Below are 17,122 nucleotides of genomic sequence, written 5' to 3'. Positions count from 1 at the left end.
TGCCAGCCTCGCAGCGCCCGAGGCCGATCGACAGCGCAAGGCCGCCCGCCGCCGCACCGAGGCAGCCCGCGCTGGCCAGCCAGGAGCGCAGGGAGCCTGGAGCGCCGACGGTGGCTCGCGCTCGTGTTCGTACGCGGGTGGGTGGCGGCACGAAGAGCCACGGGGCGGCCATCACAGCAGCCCCTTCGGGGCACGTACCGCGCGGTCGCCGTACAGCGGAAACCGCAGCGTGAGACAACCGTCGCCCAGGGGCGAGGGCGCGGTATAGATGCGCGCGCCGTGCCGCGCCACGATGGCCTGGCAGGCATGGATGCGGGGTGTGGCCGCGCGGCTGGCGCTGGTTTCGAAGGCGTGCGACAGGCGGGGTGCGTCGGTGTCGCTGTCGACAGTGGCCTCGCGCCAGCTGATCACCGCCTGGTGCCCTTCGGCGCGCGCCAGCACATGCAGCGTCGCGCCCTGCGGCAAGGTGGCAGCCGCCGCGTCGGCGATGTGCGCCATGAGCTGGGGCAGGTCGCCCGCGATCACGGCCACCGGCAGCGGGTCTTCCGGCAGGCGCAGGTCGAGCCCGATGCCGCGTTGCGCCAGCGTTGCCCCGTGGGTGACGGCGAGCGCGCGCAGCGGCTGTCGCAGGTCGATGCGCTCGCGCGTGGCGACAGGCTCCGGCCGGGCGCCGATGTGGGCCGGCGGCGTGCCCGCGGTGCGCACACCGAGCGCTTTGCCCGTGAACCAGACGACGCCGAGCGCGAAGAAGGCGGTCGCGACGACGCAAAGGCTGCTTGCGCTCATCGGGCCGCCTCCTGGCGGGGAGACGGGGGCGATTCGGGCGATGGCGGTGACGTGCGGAAAGTGCTCTGAAGCATGGCGAGGCGGCTCCTCTTTCGGTCTCAGGTGAATGCACTTCCTTGCCGAACGAAGCCGTCAAAACCCGTAATGGCGTATCGAAAAAAGTTGCGGGTGTCAGTACCTGCACTCGGGCGCGGCCTGGTCGAGCAAGGCCACGATGCGCCCGACCAGCCGCTCGCTGTAGGCCGGGGCTGGGTGCAGCACGTCCGCCATCTCGGCGGGCTTGAAGGACACGGCGCCCCAGTCGGCAAACAGCGCGCCGGTCTCGCCGGCCACGCGCCGGGCGATGGTGTCGGCCGCGTCCCTGCCCGGGGCGGGGTGCGTCTGGCGGCTGAGGCCGGTGACGACCGGCGTGCGCCCCTGGGCCTGCACGTGCGCCACCATGCGGCGCAGCGCCGGCTCGTAGGGCTGGCCGAACTGCCCGTCGTTGATGCCGTGTTGCAGCACCACGAAATGCGTGGTCAGCGGTGTGCTGGAGAAGGCGGGCGCGCGCTGGGCGGCCGTCGACCCCGCCACGCTGTTGTCGAGCACCGTGTAGGCCGGCCGCATGCGCTTGAGCATCGCCGCGGGCGGCTCGTCGAAGCGCTGGTTGTTGTTGTAGGCGCCATAGAGGATCGAGTCGCCCTCCAGGGTGACGGTGCAGTCGCGGGGTGCGTCGTCGGGCGCTTTCGCGGACGCCGCCGGACGGGTCGGGGCACTGCTGCTGTGGCTATTGCTGCTGCCCCTGTCGCCTCCGCAGGCGGGGACCAGCGCACCGATCGCAAGGATGGCAAGCAGCGTGAAAGCGATGTCGGACAGGCGGACACAGGCCGCGCGTGGGCGTGCAGAAAGAGAAACCAAGGCGATCTCCGGCAAGGGCCTCCGGCGTTTTCCGGAAGCATCGATCCCTTGCCGTACGAGTTTTCAAAACCCGTAATGCGCCTTGCGTTTCAGGTCAGTCAGCCATGTAAAGCCTGCTTCGTCTTCAGCGCTTGGCGAACACGCCGTTCCACGCGAACACCGAGTTCGGCGCGTTCACGCGCATCGGCAGGGCTGCGGGGCTCGGTGGGGTTTCTTTCTTCTTCGGGGGCTCGTGCTCGACGCGCACGCCCTTGGCCAGCTGGTCTTCGACCAGGCTCTGCAGCGTGACGGAGCCCAGGAATTCCATGACATGGTGCTTGGCGGAGGCCCACAGCGCATCGGTCGAGTAGCAGCCCTTGCTGCTGCCGCCGGCGTCTTCCTTGTTCGGCGAGGCTTCGGTGTCGGCCAGTGGCTGGCCATCGACCGAAGCGAGGATGTCCGCCACGGTGATTTCGGACGCCCTGCGCGTCAGCGTGTAGCCGCCGCCCGGTCCGCGCGTTGCCTTGATCAGCGCATGCTGGCGCAGCTTGCTGAACAGCAGTTCGAGCGACGAGCGGGCAATGTGCTGTCGTCGGCTGATCGACGCCAACGGTACGGGGCCATCCCGTTCGCGCATGGCGACATCGATCATGGCCGTCAAGGCGAAGCCGCCCTTCGTCGTGAGACGCATGGAGTGTTCCTCGGTGTTGGGTTTTGCAAACAATGCGTGGTAGGTGTGCAAAAGACCGGGAAAAGTTTCCTTCGGGAGGTAAAGGCCTTTTTTGAAACAAATCGAAAAAGACCGGCCCATCGACGCTTGCGAGCCTGCAGGAAGGGCTTTGGGGGCTAGGACGACCAGCGATGAAGTTCCACGCCAGGAGCGTCGAGCGCCAGCTTCAGCACGTTGCCGTGCGTGGAGTCGGTGACGAACAAGGTCGACCTGCCAGCGCCACCGAAGGCGATGTTCGTCGTCGAGGCGCCGGTGGGCCCGCGCAGCACCATGACGGGTTCGGCGCGCGCGTTGAGCACCCAGACATAGCCCAGGCCGGGATTGGCCACCAGCACCCGACCCTGCGTGTCGACCGCAAGCCCGTCGGGGCCGCTGGGTCCGTAGGACGTGAAGAACTGGCTCACCTTGGCAACGCTCCCGTCGGCCAGCAACGGCACGCGCCAGACACAGTTGCCGCGCGTCACCGCGAGATAGAGCACCTTGCCGTCCGGCGAGAGGGCCACGCCATTCGGGCTGGGCACGTTGGACAGCAGCAGGTCGAGCTGCCCGTCGGGCCTCAGGCGATACAGGCGGCCCGAAGGGTCGTGCAACCCGCTCTGGCCCTGGTCCGTGAAGTAGACGTTTCCCTGCGCATCGAGCACCAGGTCGTTCACGCCCTTGAAGCTCTCGGTGTTGCGCCGCTGAAGGTGCGGCGTGACGCGGCCGGTTCGCACATCCACCCGCATCAGGCCGTTCTTGTAGTCGGTGACGAGCAGGGTGTGTGCGTCGACGAACTTCATGCCGTTCGGCTCGCCGTCGTACTCGGCGACCAGCGTCCATTCGCCCGATGTGTCGATGCGGAAGATCCGGCCGAAAGGGATGTCCGTGACGTAGAGGTTGCCGTCGTCGTCGAACACAGGGCCTTCGAGAAAGGAATCGGTCACCTGGCCGCCGCGGTTGGCATCGGCCCAGACGCTGGGCTCCGGGCGGCGGAAGGACTCGGGCATGCTGGTGAAGGTCTGCAGGTCCAGCACCTGGGGCGCTTGCAATAGGTACAAGTCGGTCTCCTCTGCAATCAGGTCATCGCGAAGCCATAGAGCCTCGCCGGGTTGTCGACCAGGATGCGGTCGCGCACGGCGGTGGCGCCATCGCACCATGCCGAGAGCACGTCGGCCAGGTCGGCATCGTTGACGGTGCCTGGAGTCTCCGTGGTGTGAGGCCAGTCGCTGCCCCAGACCAGCCGTTCCGGCGCTGCCCTGACCAGCGCACGGCCCAGTGCGTAGGCATCCTGGTAGGCGGGCGCCCCGTCGCGCGATCGCATGTAGACGCCCGACAGCTTCATCCACGTGTTGCCACCGTCGAGCAGCCGGCGCGCCACGGCAAACGCGGCGCCATCGACGCCGTCGGCTGGGTCGATGCGGGCCATGTGGTCTATCACCAGCGGCACCGGGAGTGCCGCCAATATCGGCGCGAGTTCCACCAGTTGTTCGGGCTGCAGGAAGACCTGGATGTGCCAACCCAGCCGGGCCACCTTTCGCGCCAGCGTCGTCAGCATCTGCGCCGTGGTGACGCCCCAGGACTGCGGCGTCACGAAGTTCACGCGCAAGCCGCAGACGCGATGCGCCGCCAGGCGGTCGAGCTCGTCGTCGGCTACGTCCTGGCCGACGACTGCGATGCCGCGCGCGCTCTCGCCCAGTTGCGCGAGTGCGTCGAGCGTGCAGGCGTTGTCCGTGCCGTAGGTCGAGGGATTGACGACCACCGTGCGCGAGGTCCCGAGCCGCTGCTGCAAAAGCCGATAGGCTGCCACCTCGGCCCGCGGCGGCTGGCGCTTCCAGTGCGGCGACGCGGCGAAGCGCGGGTCGAAGATGTGCATGTGGCTGTCGCAGGCGTCGGCAGGCAGTGCAGTCGCGGGCCGGTTCGTCCCCACCGAATGGGGAACCGGCTGCGCGTCAGAGGTGTGGTCCATGGCTGTCTTCAGTCGAGCTTGATGTTGCCCTTGCGGATCACTTCCGCCCATTTCGCATCTTCCTTCTTCAGGAAGTCGGCGAACTCGGATGGCGTCGAGCCGACCGGCTGCACGCCAACGTCCACGAAGCGCCGCTTCACTTCGTCATTCTTCAGGACATCGACCACCGCCTTGTGGAGCTTGTCGGCGATGGGCGCGGGCGTGCCGGCCGGCAGGAGCAGGCCGTTCCACTCGTAGGCCTCGTAGCCGGGCGCAACGGTCTCGGCGATGGTCGGCACATCGGGCAGGCGTGCGGAGCGCTGCGGCGACGACACCGCCAGCGCGCGCAGCTTGCCCGAGGACACGAGCGGATACGACGCCGCGATGGTGCTGAACATGAAGTCGACCTGTCCGCCCATGACATCGGAGATGGCGGGGCCGCCGCTCTTGTAGCCGACATGCACCATGTCGAGCCCGAGCCGCTGGCGCAGCAATTCCGCCGCAAGCCGCTGCACGGTGCCGCTTCCGCCCGATGCGAAGTTGAGCTTTCCGGGTTCGGCCTTCGCTCTGTCCGCGAGGTCCTTGATGCTCTTCACCGGCGACTCCGCGCGGACGATCACGATGTTGGGCGCCAGCGAGACGAGCGCCAGCGGCTGCAGGGCATTGCCCGCGTACGGCATCCGGGGAAAGAGATGCGGATTGATCGAGTAGGGAGTTGCGTCGTAGAGCACCGTGTAGCCGTCGGGCGCGGCCTTGGCCGCAAAGCTCGCACCGATGGTTCCGCTGGCGCCGGGCCTGTTGTCGACGATCACGCTGGTGCCCAGCTTCTCGCCCATGCGCACCGCCAGCACGCGCGCCAGTGCGTCCGCGGAGCCGCCCGGCGCATACGGCACGACGAGCGTGATGGGGCGGTCCGGAAAGGCGGCCTGGGCGGAAGCGGCAGCAGCGAAGAGGCACGCGGCGAGCATGCGTTGGATGGCTTTCATTCTGGTTTCCTGGGATGTGCGTTCATTCGGTCTTGAGATCGAGCGTTCGGGCCAACTCGCCATAGAGCTTGACCTCGCGCGCCAGCTGCGCGCCGAAGGCATCGGCGCAGGTGTTCTGTGCTTCCATGCCGAGCGAACGCAGCTTCTCCTGCGTGGCCGGCGCTTGCGCAAACTCGGTGGCTGCGCGGCGCAGCACGGCCAGGACTTCCGGCGGCGTCTTTGCCGGTGCCAGCAGGCCGTACCAGGCGTCGGCCGTGTAGCCCTTTACGCCCACCTCCTCGAAAGTCGGCACGTCCGCCAGCAGTGCCGAGCGCTTCGGCGCCGCCACGGCCAGGGCCGTCAGCTTGCCCGACTGCACCTGGGTGAGCACCGAGCCCAGCGTAGCGAAAGAGCTGTCGACCTGGCCTCCCATGAGATCGGTCGTCGCCTGCGCCGCGCCCTTGTACGGGATGTGGTTCATCGACGTCCCTGTCAGCCGCGTGAATTGCGCGCTCGCGAAGTGCCCCGAGCTGCCCGAGCCCGGCGTGGCATAGGTGCGCTTGCCCGGCTCTGCCTTCACCGCCTGCAGGAACGCGCCGAACGACTTGACGGGCATCGACGGCCCGACGACCAGCACCGTCGGGCTCACGGCGAGCGAGCACACCGGGGCGAACGACCGCACGGCGTCGAACTTGACCCGCTGGCTGTAGAGCGCCGGGATCATCGTGTGATTCGTCGCGCCCAGCAGCAGCGTGTAGCCGTCGGCCGGCGCGGCAGCCACTGCCTCTGCCGCCAGGATCGTGTTGGCGCCGGGCTTGTTGTCCACGATGAAGGGCTGGCCCAGGGCGCGTGATGCGTGGTCGGCAAAGGCGCGCGCCACCACGTCGGTGGGGCCGCCTGCGGAAAAGCCGACGAGGATGCGCACGGGCTTGGCCGGCCAGGTCTGTGCATGCGCCGTTGCTACTGCCGCCAGCGTGGCCGACAGCCCGAGCACGGCCACCGCCCGGCGGGCGTTCTTGCCTCTGTTCATTTTTTTGTCTCCTTGTTCTGGTCCGGATGGTGCCGCCTTGCGGCTGCGCCTCAGACGCTCGTCGTCTGGCGGGCGAGCACCTGCAGCAGATTCTTCGCTGCGCCCACGCCCATGTTCACGTAGGCATCGCTGGTGACGCCGCCGATGTGGGGGCTCAGCACGATGTTCTTTTCGCCCTGGAACGGATGGCCGGGTGCCATCGGCTCGACAGCGAAGCTGTCCAGCCCGGCCATGGCCACCTGGCCCGAGCGGACCGCCGCCAGCAGCGCGGCCTCTTCGATCAGGCCGCCGCGTGCCGTGTTGATGACGATCACGCCGCGCTTGCATCGTGCCAGCGTCTGCTCGTCGAGCAGCCCGCGGTTGTCGTCCGTCAACGGGCAGTGCAGCGAAATGGCATCGGACTCGGCCCAGATGGTCGCCAGGTCCACGGCTTGTACGTACGCCGGAAGATTCTTGGCGTACGGATCGAACCCAAGCACGCGCATGCCGAGCGCATCGGCCATGCGCGCAAAGCGAAGCCCGATGGCGCCGAGCCCGATGAGGCCGATGGTGCGGCCGCCGAGCTCGAGGCTCTTGTGCGTTGCCTTGTCCCAGTGGCCGGCATGCATGCGCGCATCGAGCGCCACCACCGACTTGGCGCAGGCCAGCAGCAGCGCGAGCGCCTGCTCGGCCACCGCTGCTGCATTGGCGCCCACGGCCGCGACGACCTCGATGCCGCGCGCCTGTGCGGCTGCCTTGTCGATCGTGTCCGTGCCGCTGCCGTGCTTGGAGATCACCTTGAGCGAAGGGGCCGCGTTCATGACCGCCGGGCCCACCTTGCCGTAGCGCACGATGATGGCCACGGGGTCGTGGGCGCGGCACAGCGCCACGAGGTCGTCCTCGGTCGGCGTCTTGCCGGCGTAGATGACTTCGTATCCCTCGAGGAGGTCGAGTGCCTGTGGCGCGAGGTCGGCGCCCGTCACCAGGATGGCTGTCACAGCGTCTCGCCCTCCTTCAGCACACCGGCCGTGCGCAGCGCTGCATCGAGCCACTTGGCGGCGGTGTCCCCGTCCTTGATGGCGGCGATGCGCGCGGCCTCGTCCTTCACCTTCTTCGCGGCGAGAGGCAGCAGCGATTCGATCTTCTCGCGCTCCACCACGACCACGCCGTCGCCGTCGCCGACGATGAAGTCGCCCGGATGCACCGTGACGCCGCCGATCGACACCGGATGCCCGATGCGCCCGCCGATGTTCTTGGTGGGCCCGTTCGGATTGGTGCCGACCGAGAACACCGGAAAGTCCATCTCGTCGATCTCGTTGCTGTCGCGGCAGGCCCCGTCGATGACCACGCCGGCAATGCCGACCTGCTTGCAGGCGGTCATCATGATCGTGCCCATGAGCGCGGAGGTCTGGTCGCCCTTGCCGTCGATCACGAGCACGTCGCCGGGCTTCGCCATGGCAATGGCGGCATGGATCATCAGGTTGTCGCCGGGGCGAACTTCTACGGTGATCGCGGTGCCGGCCAGCTTCATGCGGGGACGCAACGCCTTGATGCGGCCGTCCACCGCGCCGCGGCGCCCGGCCACGTCGGCCAGGATGGCTGGCTGGAATTCGGCAGCCTGCGCCACGATGTGCGCGGGCACGCGCTCGAAGTTGCGGACGATGTCGGGGAGGGGCGATGACATGAGGGTGCTTTCAGAAGTGATGGAATAAAGAAGGGCGCTCAATCCAGCTTGATGCCCGAAACCTTGACGACGGCGCCCCAGCGAACACCGTCCGTGCGAATCAGCGATGCGAACTTCTCGGGCGGGCCGGACATCACCTCCGCGCCTTGCGCCGCGAGCTTCTTCTGCACCTCGGGCGTGGCGAGCGCCTTGTTGAAAGCTGCGTTGAGCTTGGTGACTGCGTCCTTCGGCATGGCTGCAGGGCCCGCCACGCCGAACCATGTGACGGCCTCGAAATCCTTGTAGCCCGACTCGGCCATGGTGGGCACATCAGGCAAGTCGCGGTTGCGTTGCAGAGAGGTCACGGCCAGCGCGCGCAGCTGGCCGCTCTTGATCTGCGCGATCAGGGTCGGCACGGACGAGATGTACATCTGGATCTGGCCGCCGACCAGGTCGGTCAGGCCTTGCGATGCGCCCTTGTAGGGAACGTGCGTGAACTGCACGCCCGCGGCCTTCTGGAACTGCTCGGTGGCCAGATGGGCCACCGTGCCGTTGCCCGAGCTCGCGTAGTTGAGTGCGGTGGGCTTGGCCTTTGCGGCGGCGACCACGTCCGCGAGCTTCTTGTAGGGCGATGCGGCCGAGACCACCAGCACCAGCGGTGCGGAGGCGACGAGGCCCACAGCTGCGAGGTCCTTCACCGGGTCGTAGGGCAGCTTGGCGTAGAGCGTCGGATTGATCGCGAGGTTGCTGGTCTGCCCCAGCACCAGCGTGTAGCCGTCGGGGTTGGCCTTGGCTGCCGCGTCGACGCCGATGTTGCCGCCGGAGCCGGGCTTGTTGTCGATGACGATGGTCCAGCCCTCCGAGGTCGCGACCTTGTTCGCCACCTCGCGGGCAATGATGTCCGTGCCGCCGCCCGGCGGGAACGGCACGACGAGGCGGATGGGGCGCGCCGGATAGCCTTGAGCCAGCGTCACGCCGCAAGAAAGTAGAAGGGCGAGGCCGATGGCCGCGCGGCGAGGAATGGAGCTGGGGCTCGAGGTGCGCATTTGTGTTGTCTCCGGAATCGTTCGATCAATCAGTGCCTGCGAGCGGTGGTGCTCCGAGGCATGAAGCGACTTTAGATTTGCGTTCCGCTCCATACAATGGTGGTCCACTGAACGGACCATGGACCACTGTGCGAAACAAGTTGCTGACGGCAAAGCGCTCGACCGAAGTCATCGAAGAGCCGCGTGAAGTGGACGCGGGCGCCACGGGTGGCGTGACCGCCGTCACCCGCGCCCTGCAGCTGCTCGATGCCTTCGGCATGCAGGACGAGCGCCTCTCGCTGGCCGAGCTGACCCGCCGCAGCCACATGCACAAGACAACCGCGCTGCGGCTGCTGCGCACGCTGGCGCTTGCCGGCTACGTGGTGCAGCGTGACGACGGCGAATGGCGATTGGGACCTGCGGCAGGCTGGCTCGGAGCCCGCTACCAAGCCAGCTTCGATGCCAACAATGTCGTGGAACCGATGCTGCTTGCCCTGTCGCATGCAACGGGCGAGAGCGCAGCGTTCTATGTGCGCGAAGGAAATTCCAGGACTTGCCTGGCGCGCGTGGAAGGGCCGCAGCCCATCCGGCATCACGCGCGCATGGGCGCGATGCTGCCGCTGGAAAAAGGGTCACCGGGGCGGGTGATTCTTGCGTTCTCCGGCGAGCCTGGAAAGCTGTACGAAGACATCCGCAAGAAGGGCTATCACTTCTCCATCGGCGAGCGCGAGAAGAACGTGGCGACCGTGTCGGCGCCGGTCTTCGGCCTGCGCTGGGCGCTGCTGGGGTCGGTGTGCATCTCGGGCCCCGCGGACCGGTTGCCCAAGGCAAAGCTGCTCGGCCACGCGAAGACGATCATGAAGGCCGCGAACGAACTCTCCTACGCACTGGCCGGCCGGCCCACCGCGCAGACTCCGGCGGTGGTCTCCACCTGGCATCCCTAGAAGGGGCCGGTGGAGTCCGTGCTGAGCTCAGGCCGATGCGCGCAGCGTCTTGGCGGCCGCCACCATGTTGGTCAGCGCCGGCACCACTTCAGCCCACTGGCGCGTCTTCAGGCCGCAGTCGGGGTTGACCCACAGGCGTTCGGCAGGAACGCGCTCGGCCGCTTTCTTCATCAGTTGCACGATGTGCTCCTGGCTCGGGATGTTCGGCGAGTGGATGTCGTACACGCCTGGGCCGATCTCGTTGGGGTACTTGAAGTTGTCGAAGGCATCGAGCAGCTCCATGTCCGAACGCGAGGTCTCGATGGTGATGACGTCGGCATCCATGTCGGCGATCGACGCGATGATGTCGTTGAACTCCGAGTAGCACATGTGCGTGTGGATCTGCGTCTCGTCGCGCACGCCGTTGGCCGTGATGCGGAAGGACTCGACAGCCCAGTCGAGGTACTCCTGCCACTGCGACTTGCGCAGCGGAAGGCCTTCGCGCAGCGCCGCCTCGTCGATCTGGATCACGCGCACGCCGGCTTTCTCCAGGTCGAGCACTTCTTCGCGTATGGCCAGCGCAAGCTGGTGGCACGACACTGAGCGCGGCTGGTCGTCACGGACGAAAGACCAGTTCAGGATGGTGACCGGACCGGTCAGCATGCCCTTCATCGGCTTTTGCGTGAGCGACTGCGCGTACCTGATCCACTCCACGGTCATCGCCTTCGGACGGCTGATGTCGCCGAACAAGATCGGCGGCTTCACGCAGCGCGAACCGTACGACTGCACCCAGCCGAACTGGCTGAAGGCGTAGCCGTCGAGTTGCTCGCCGAAGTACTCGACCATGTCGTTGCGCTCGGCTTCGCCGTGCACCAGCACGTCCAGGCCAAGGACTTCCTGTTCCTTCACGCTGCGGCCGATTTCGGCCTGCATCGCGGCCTTGTAGCCTGCTGCATCGAGGCGACCGGCCTTGAACTCACTGCGCGCATGGCGGATTTCCGCGGTCTGCGGGAATGAGCCGATGGTGGTGGTCGGGTAGGCCGGCAGCTTCAGCAGGGCGGCTTGCTTGGGCGCGCGCTGGGCGTAGACGCTCTTGCGCTGGCCCAAGGCTGCGTTCAGCCTGGCGATGGCGGCCTTGACGCCGGGGTTGTTCACGCGCGGCGAGTTGCGGCGGGCGGAAACGGCGGCCTGATTGGCTGCCAGCTCATCCTTCACGGCATCGCGGCCGTGGCGCAGGGCGGTGGCCAGCACTCTCAGCTCCTCGAGCTTCTGGAGTGCGTAGGCGAGCCACCACTTGACCTCGGCGTCGAGCTTCTGCTCGCTGGCCAGATCCACCGGCACGTGCAGCAGCGAGCACGACGGTGCAATCCAGAGACGCTCGCCCAGGCGCTGCGCCAGCGGCTCGAGCCAGTCGAGGATGGCGGTCAGGTCGCTCTTCCAGATGTTGCGGCCGTTGATGACCCCGAGCGACAGCACCTTGTGCGCGGGCAGCATGCTCAGCAGAGGCACCACGTCGTCGCGGCCGTTGATGGCGTCGACGTGCAGGCCCGCCACCGGAAGGTTGGCGGCCAGGTACTTGTTTTCCAGCAGCTGGCCGAAATAGGTCGCGAGCAGGATCTTGACCTTGGCGGCCTTGAGATGGTGGTAGGCCGTGTTGAAGGCGTGCTGCCAGTCGGCGTCCAGCTCGGTGACGAGCAGGGGCTCGTCGATCTGCACCCACTCGACGCCCTGTGCCGCCAGTGCGTCGAGCAGTTCCGCGTACACCGGCAGCAGGCGCGGCAGCAGCGCGAGCTTGTCGGAGTCGTCCTTGGCCTTTCCGATGGACAGGTACGTCACGGGGCCGACCAGCACGAGCTTGGCCTTCACGCCCTGCGCCTTGGCTTCGGCGAGCTGCTCCAGGATGCGCGATGCGTCGAGCTTGAACTCGGTTGCCGAAGTGAACTCGGGGACGATGTAGTGGTAGTTGGTGTCGAACCACTTCGTCATCTCGCCGGCGGCCACGCCGCCGCAGCAGCCCGCGTGGTCTTCGGCGGACTGCGCCGAGCGGCCGCGCGCCACGCGGAAGTAGTTGTCCAGGGTGTCGCCGTGGAAGCCGCGCACGCGCTCGGGCAGGTTGCCGATCGTGAAGCTCATGTCCAGCACCTGGTCGTAGAACGCGAAATCGCCCACCGGCACCAGGTCGATTCCGGCCTGGTCTTGCCAGTGGCGTTGGCGTAGCTCGGCGCCGAGGGCCTTGAGTGCGTCGCGCGAGGACTCTCCCTTCCAGTACGACTCGAGCGCGAACTTCAGTTCGCGCCTGGCGCCGATGCGGGGAAAGCCAAGGTTGTGGGTGGTGGTCATGGGTATCGGAACGTCCGGGCAGTCAGAGAAAGGGTGGATCCTAGGTTTGACGACTCTTGAAGTAAAATGGTCTTATTTCACGTATCCATGAATACTGCTCATTAGTCATGTTGGAGCGCACGCATCTGGCCATCGTCCAGGAAGTGGACAAGCAAGGCTCGCTCACGGCCGCCGCCGAGGTGCTGCACCTGACGCAGTCGGCCTTGAGCCATTCCATCCGCAAGCTCGAGATCCAGCTCGGAACGGAGATCTGGCAGCGCGAAGGGCGCAGTCTGCGGCTGACCCAGGCGGGCCAGTACCTGCTGGCGGTAGCGAACCGGGTGCTGCCGCAGCTCACGCTGGCGGAGGAACGCCTGCGCCAGTTCGCCCAGGGCGAACGCGGGTCGCTGCGCATCGGCATGGAATGCCATCCCTGCTACCAGTGGCTGCTGAAGGTGGTGTCGCCGTACCTGGCGTCATGGCCCGACGTGGACGTCGACGTGAAGCAGAAATTCCAGTTCGGCGGCATCGGCGCGCTCTTCGGCTACGAGATCGACCTGCTGGTGACCCCCGATCCGCTCTACAAGCCAGGCCTGCACTATGAGCCCGTGTTCGACTACGAACAGGTGCTCGCGGTCGCGCGCGGCCACCGCCTGGCGAACGTGCCCTACGTCAAGCCCGCGCAACTGACCGAGGAGGTTCTCGTCACCTACCCGGTTGCGACGGACCGGCTGGACATCTACAACATGTTCCTGATGCCCGCGGGCGTGACGCCCAAGCGCCACAAGGCCATCGAGACAACGGACATCATGTTGCAGATGGTGGCGAGCGGCCGTGGCGTGGCCGCGCTGCCTCGCTGGCTGGTGGAGGAGTACGCGGAGAAGATGGAAATCGTCCCGGTCCGGCTGGGCTCGCGCGGCATCGCCAAGCAGATCTTTCTTGGCGCGCGGGAAGCGGACACCGACGTCGATTACCTGAAGGCCTTTGTCGAGCTGGCGCGTCAGGTGTAGCGCCTTTCCAGCGCGTCCCACTCCGGCTTGTCGATCAGAAACTGTCGCCAGGCACGCGCACCCAGCCTTCCATCAACACGCGGGCGCTCCGGCTCATCAGGGCCTTGGTCACCACCCATTCGCCATCGACCTTGCGGGCCTCGGCGCCGACGCGCAGCGTGCCCGATGGGTGGCCGAAGCGCACTGCCTGGCGCTCGCCACCGCCGGCCGCAAGGTTCACCAGCGTGCCGGGGATCGCCGCTGCGGTGCCGATGGCGACCGCGGCCGTGCCCATCATGGCGTGGTGCAGCTTGCCCATCGACAGCGCACGCACGAGCAGGTCCACGTCCGCGGCCTTCACTGCCTTGCCGCTGGAGGCCGTGTAGTCCCTGGGCGTTGCGACGAAGGCCACCTTGGGCGTGTGCTGGCGCTTGGCGGCTTCACCGATGTCCTTGATGAGGCCCATCTTCACCGCGCCATGCGCGCGGATCGTCTCGAACATTGCCAGTGCCTTCGCATCGCTGTTGATCGCGTCCTGCAACTCGGTGCCGGTGTAGCCGATGTCGCCTGCGTTGACGAAGATGGTCGGAATGCCCGCGTTGATCAGCGTGGCGCGCAAAGTGCCCACGCCGGGCACTTCGAGCTCTTCGACCACCCTGCCGGTCGGGAACATCGCGCCGCCGCCTTCACCGTCGCCCTCGTCGGCCGGGTCGATGAATTCCAGCGGCACTTCGGCCGCGGGGAAGGTCACGCCGTCGAGTTCGAAGTCGCCGGTTTCCTGAACCTCGCCTCGGGCGATCGGCACGTGGGCGACGATGGTCTTGCCGATGTTGGCCTGCCAGATGCGCACGGTGCACGTGCCGTTCTGCGGTACGCGCGTCCGGTCGATCAGGCCCTGCGCAATTGCGAACGGCCCGACCGCCGCCGACAGGTTGCCGCAGTTGCCCGACCAGTCGACGAAGGCGCTGTCGATGGAGACCTGGCCGAACAGGTAGTCGACGTCGTGGTCCGGCCGCGTGGAGCGCGACAGGATCACGGTCTTCGATGTGGAGGAGGTGGCCGCGCCCATGCCGTCGATCTGCTTGGCGTAGGGGTCGGGGCTGCCGATCACGCGCAGCAGCAGTGCGTCGCGCGCCGGCCCGGGCTGCCGCGCCGCCGCGGGCAGGTCCTGCAGGCGGAAGAACACGCCCTTGCTGGTGCCGCCACGCATATAGACGGCGGGAATCTTGATCTGGGGAACGGATGCCATGGCAAATGGAGTGGTGGTTGTCTTCAGGCTGCCGACTTGTTCTCGGCCAGGAAGTCTTGTGCAAAGCGCTGCAGCACGCCGCCTGCGTCGTAGATCGACACTTCCTCGGCCGTGTCCAGCCGGCAGGTCACCGGAACCTGCAGCGTGTCGCCGCCCATGCGGTGGACGACCAGCGTGAGGTCGGCGCGCGGTGCGGGCTTGCCGATCACGTCGTAGGTTTCGGTGCCGTCCAGGCCCAGCGTGAGTCGCGTGGTGCCGGGCTTGAACTCCAGCGGCAGCACGCCCATGCCGAGCAGGTTGGTGCGGTGGATGCGCTCGAAGCCTTCGGCCACGACGGTCTCCACACCGGCCAGGCGTACGCCCTTGGCAGCCCAGTCGCGCGACGAGCCCTGGCCGTAGTCGGCGCCGGCCACGATGATCAATGGCTGCCTGCGGTTCAGGTACGTCTCGATCGCCTCCCACATGCGCACGACCTTGCCTTCAGGCTCGATGCGCGCGAGCGACCCTTTCTTCTGCGCGCCGTCGACCACCGCCATCTCGTTGACGAGCTGCGGGTTGGCGAAGGTGGCTCGCATGGCCGTGAGGTGGTCGCCGCGGTGCGTGGCGTAGGAGTTGAAGTCTTCTTCCGGAAGACCCATCTTCGCCAGATACTCGCCGGCGGCGCTGTCCAGCAGGATCGCGTTGGACGGCGACAGATGGTCGGTCGTGATGTTGTCCGGCAGCAGCGCCAGCGGCCGCATGCCGCGCAGCGTGCGCGGATTGGCCGCGAGCGCGCCCACGCCCTCGCTGTCCCAGTAGGGCGGGCGGCGGATGTAGGTGGACTGCGGCCGCCAGTCGTACTGCGGGCTCACCTTCTCGCCGCTGTCTGCGTGGATCGCGAACATGGGCTCGTACACCTTGCGGAACATCTCTGGCCTGACGGAGGCCGCGACGATGGCGTCGATTTCCTCGTCGCTCGGCCAGAGGTCCTGCAGGCGTATCTCCTTGCCGTTCACGACATCCAGCACGTCGCGCTCGATGTCGAAGCGCATCGTGCCCGCGATCGCGTAGGCCACGACCAGCGGCGGCGATGCCAGGAAGGCCTGCTTCGCGTACGGATGGATGCGGCCGTCGAAGTTGCGGTTGCCCGAGAGCACCGCGGTGGCGTACAGGTCGCGCTCGATGATCTCCTGCTGGATCTTCGGGTCCAGCGCCCCCGACATGCCGTTGCAGGTGGTGCAGGCAAAGGCGACGATGCCGAAGCCGAGCTGCTCCAGCTCGTGCAGCAGGCCGGCGTCGCGCAAGTAGAGCTCCACGGCCTTGGAGCCCGGAGCCAGCGATGACTTGACCCAAGGCTTGCGCTTGAGGCCCAGGCGGTTGGCATTGCGCGCCAGCAGCGCGGCGGCGATCACGTTGCGCGGGTTCGAGGTGTTGGTGCACGACGTGATGGCCGCGATGATCACGGCGCCGTCGGGCATCAGGCCCGCTGCTTCCTGCCGCCTGGCCTCTGCAAGACCGACGGCGATGTTGCGCTCGGCCAGCTGCGAGGTGGGCAGTCGGCGGTGCGGGTTGGAAGGGCCTGCCATGTTGCGCACCACGCTCGACAGGTCGAACTTCAGCACGCGTTCGTAGCTGGCGGTCTCCAGCGCATCGCCCCAGAAGCCGGCTGTCTTCGCATACGTTTCGACCAGCGCGACCTGTGCGTCTTCGCGGCCGGTAAGCCGCAGGTAGGTGAGCGTCTGGTCGTCGATGTAGAAGAGCGCGGCCGTGGCGCCGTACTCGGGGCACATGTTGGAAATGGTCGCGCGGTCGCCGATGGTCAGGCCGTGCGTGCCTTCGCCGAAGAACTCCAGGTACGCACCGACCACTTTTTCCTTGCGCAGGAACTCGGTGAGCGCCAGCACGATGTCGGTGGCGGTGATGCCCGGCTGGCGTCGGCCGGTCAGCTCCACGCCGACGATGTCGGGCAGGCGCATCCACGAGGCGCGGCCCAGCATCACGTTCTCGGCCTCCAGGCCGCCGACGCCCACCGCGATCACGCCCAGCGCATCGACGTGCGGTGTGTGGCTGTCGGTGCCCACGCAGGTGTCCGGGAAGGCCAGGCCGTCCTGCACGTAGACCACCGGCGACATCTTCTCCAGATTGATCTGATGCATGATGCCGTTACCCGCCGGAATCACTTCCATGTTGGCGAAGGCGCGCTTCGTCCAGTCGATGAAATGGAAGCGGTCCTCGTTGCGGCGGTCTTCGATCTGCCGGTTTTTCTCGAAGGCGTGCGGATCGAATCCGCCGCACTCCACGGCCAGCGAATGGTCGACGATCAGCTGCACCGGCACCACCGGGTTCACCTGCGCGGGGTCGCCGCCCTCGGCCGCTATCGCGTCGCGCAAACCCGCGAGGTCCACCAGCGCGGTCTGGCCCAGGATGTCGTGGCACACCACGCGCACGGGAAACCACGGAAAGTCACGATCGCGCCGGCGCTCGATGAGCTGCAGCAGGCATTCATCGAGGATAGACGGGTCGCAGCGGCGCACCAGGTTCTCGGCATGTACGCGCGCGGTGTAGGGCAGGGTGTTCCAGGCGCCGGGGCGCAGTGCATCGACCGCGGCGCGGGCGTCGATGTAGTCCAGCGTGGTGCCGGGGAGTTGTTTTCTGTGTCGTGAATTCATCGTGGCAAATCGGGAA

Annotated in this window: 15 protein-coding genes; 2 read left to right on the top strand and 13 right to left on the bottom strand. The window is 67.2% G+C overall.

The annotated features are described in order from the left end of the window. Nucleotides 1–171: 171 nt before the first annotated feature. The 10 genes from ACZYSP_RS13100 to ACZYSP_RS13055 form a co-directional block, all read right to left on the bottom strand. Nucleotides 172–786: a hypothetical protein gene (locus ACZYSP_RS13100; protein ID WP_489014583.1), complete on the bottom strand. Its 615-nt coding sequence runs from the start codon at nt 784–786 to the stop codon at nt 172–174. A gap of 171 nt (nt 787–957) precedes the next feature. After that, nucleotides 958–1,683 (bottom strand): SGNH/GDSL hydrolase family protein, encoded by a 726-nt coding sequence (locus tag ACZYSP_RS13095; protein WP_489014581.1) that lies wholly within the window; start codon nt 1,681–1,683, stop codon nt 958–960. A gap of 124 nt (nt 1,684–1,807) precedes the next feature. Further along, nucleotides 1,808–2,353 (bottom strand): Rrf2 family transcriptional regulator, encoded by a 546-nt coding sequence (locus tag ACZYSP_RS13090; protein ID WP_307615260.1) that lies wholly within the window; start codon nt 2,351–2,353, stop codon nt 1,808–1,810. 155 nt (nt 2,354–2,508) lie between these two features. Beyond that, nucleotides 2,509–3,429, bottom strand: a complete 921-nt coding sequence (locus tag ACZYSP_RS13085; protein WP_489014578.1) for an SMP-30/gluconolactonase/LRE family protein — start codon at nt 3,427–3,429, stop codon at nt 2,509–2,511. A 17-nt stretch (nt 3,430–3,446) separates the two neighbouring features. Beyond that, a complete protein-coding gene (locus ACZYSP_RS13080; RefSeq protein ID WP_489014576.1) occupies nt 3,447–4,337 on the bottom strand; it encodes an amidohydrolase family protein in 891 nt (296 codons plus the stop codon). 8 nt (nt 4,338–4,345) lie between these two features. Continuing rightward, nucleotides 4,346–5,302 carry a tripartite tricarboxylate transporter substrate binding protein gene (locus ACZYSP_RS13075; RefSeq protein ID WP_489014574.1) on the bottom strand — a complete coding sequence of 319 codons (957 nt, stop codon included), beginning with the start codon at nt 5,300–5,302 and terminating at the stop codon, nt 4,346–4,348. 22 nt (nt 5,303–5,324) lie between these two features. Beyond that, nucleotides 5,325–6,311 (bottom strand): Bug family tripartite tricarboxylate transporter substrate binding protein, encoded by a 987-nt coding sequence (locus ACZYSP_RS13070; protein ID WP_489014572.1) that lies wholly within the window; start codon nt 6,309–6,311, stop codon nt 5,325–5,327. 50 nt (nt 6,312–6,361) lie between these two features. Then, nucleotides 6,362–7,288, bottom strand: coding sequence for an NAD(P)-dependent oxidoreductase (locus ACZYSP_RS13065; RefSeq protein WP_489014570.1), 927 nt, complete (start codon nt 7,286–7,288; stop codon nt 6,362–6,364). Next, nucleotides 7,285–7,974 carry an RraA family protein gene (locus ACZYSP_RS13060; protein ID WP_093058786.1) on the bottom strand — a complete coding sequence of 230 codons (690 nt, stop codon included), beginning with the start codon at nt 7,972–7,974 and terminating at the stop codon, nt 7,285–7,287. The genes ACZYSP_RS13065 and ACZYSP_RS13060 overlap by 4 nt, the downstream gene beginning before the upstream one ends. Before the next feature lie 38 nt (nt 7,975–8,012). Further along, nucleotides 8,013–8,999, bottom strand: a complete 987-nt coding sequence (locus ACZYSP_RS13055) for a Bug family tripartite tricarboxylate transporter substrate binding protein (RefSeq protein ID WP_093058787.1) — start codon at nt 8,997–8,999, stop codon at nt 8,013–8,015. A gap of 170 nt (nt 9,000–9,169) precedes the next feature. Between ACZYSP_RS13055 and ACZYSP_RS13050 the strand changes: the two genes are divergently transcribed. Next, nucleotides 9,170–9,922, top strand: a complete 753-nt coding sequence (locus ACZYSP_RS13050; RefSeq protein WP_093077188.1) for an IclR family transcriptional regulator — start codon at nt 9,170–9,172, stop codon at nt 9,920–9,922. A 27-nt stretch (nt 9,923–9,949) separates the two neighbouring features. Here the strand turns inward: ACZYSP_RS13050 and metE are convergent, their stop codons facing one another. Further along, complete coding sequence (metE, locus tag ACZYSP_RS13045; protein WP_489014567.1) at nt 9,950–12,241, bottom strand: 5-methyltetrahydropteroyltriglutamate--homocysteine S-methyltransferase; 2,292 nt, start codon at nt 12,239–12,241, stop codon at nt 9,950–9,952. A 107-nt stretch (nt 12,242–12,348) separates the two neighbouring features. Here metE and ACZYSP_RS13040 point away from each other — a divergent pair, with 107 nt between their 5' ends. After that, nucleotides 12,349–13,230, top strand: a complete 882-nt coding sequence (locus tag ACZYSP_RS13040) for a LysR family transcriptional regulator (RefSeq protein WP_093058789.1) — start codon at nt 12,349–12,351, stop codon at nt 13,228–13,230. Between the two features lie 34 nt (nt 13,231–13,264). Here the strand turns inward: ACZYSP_RS13040 and prpF are convergent, their stop codons facing one another. Together prpF and acnD are read right to left on the bottom strand one after the other, a co-directional pair. Next, nucleotides 13,265–14,458, bottom strand: a complete 1,194-nt coding sequence (gene prpF, locus ACZYSP_RS13035) for a 2-methylaconitate cis-trans isomerase PrpF (protein ID WP_489014565.1) — start codon at nt 14,456–14,458, stop codon at nt 13,265–13,267. A 23-nt stretch (nt 14,459–14,481) separates the two neighbouring features. After that, on the bottom strand, nt 14,482–17,106 hold the full coding sequence (gene acnD / locus ACZYSP_RS13030) for a Fe/S-dependent 2-methylisocitrate dehydratase AcnD (protein ID WP_489014563.1): 2,625 nt from the start codon (nt 17,104–17,106) through the stop codon (nt 14,482–14,484). Nucleotides 17,107–17,122 lie beyond the last annotated feature (16 nt).

The sequence above is a fragment of the Variovorax sp. F042 genome, from assembly GCF_057814215.1.
This window is presented reverse-complemented; position numbering and strand designations above follow the sequence as displayed.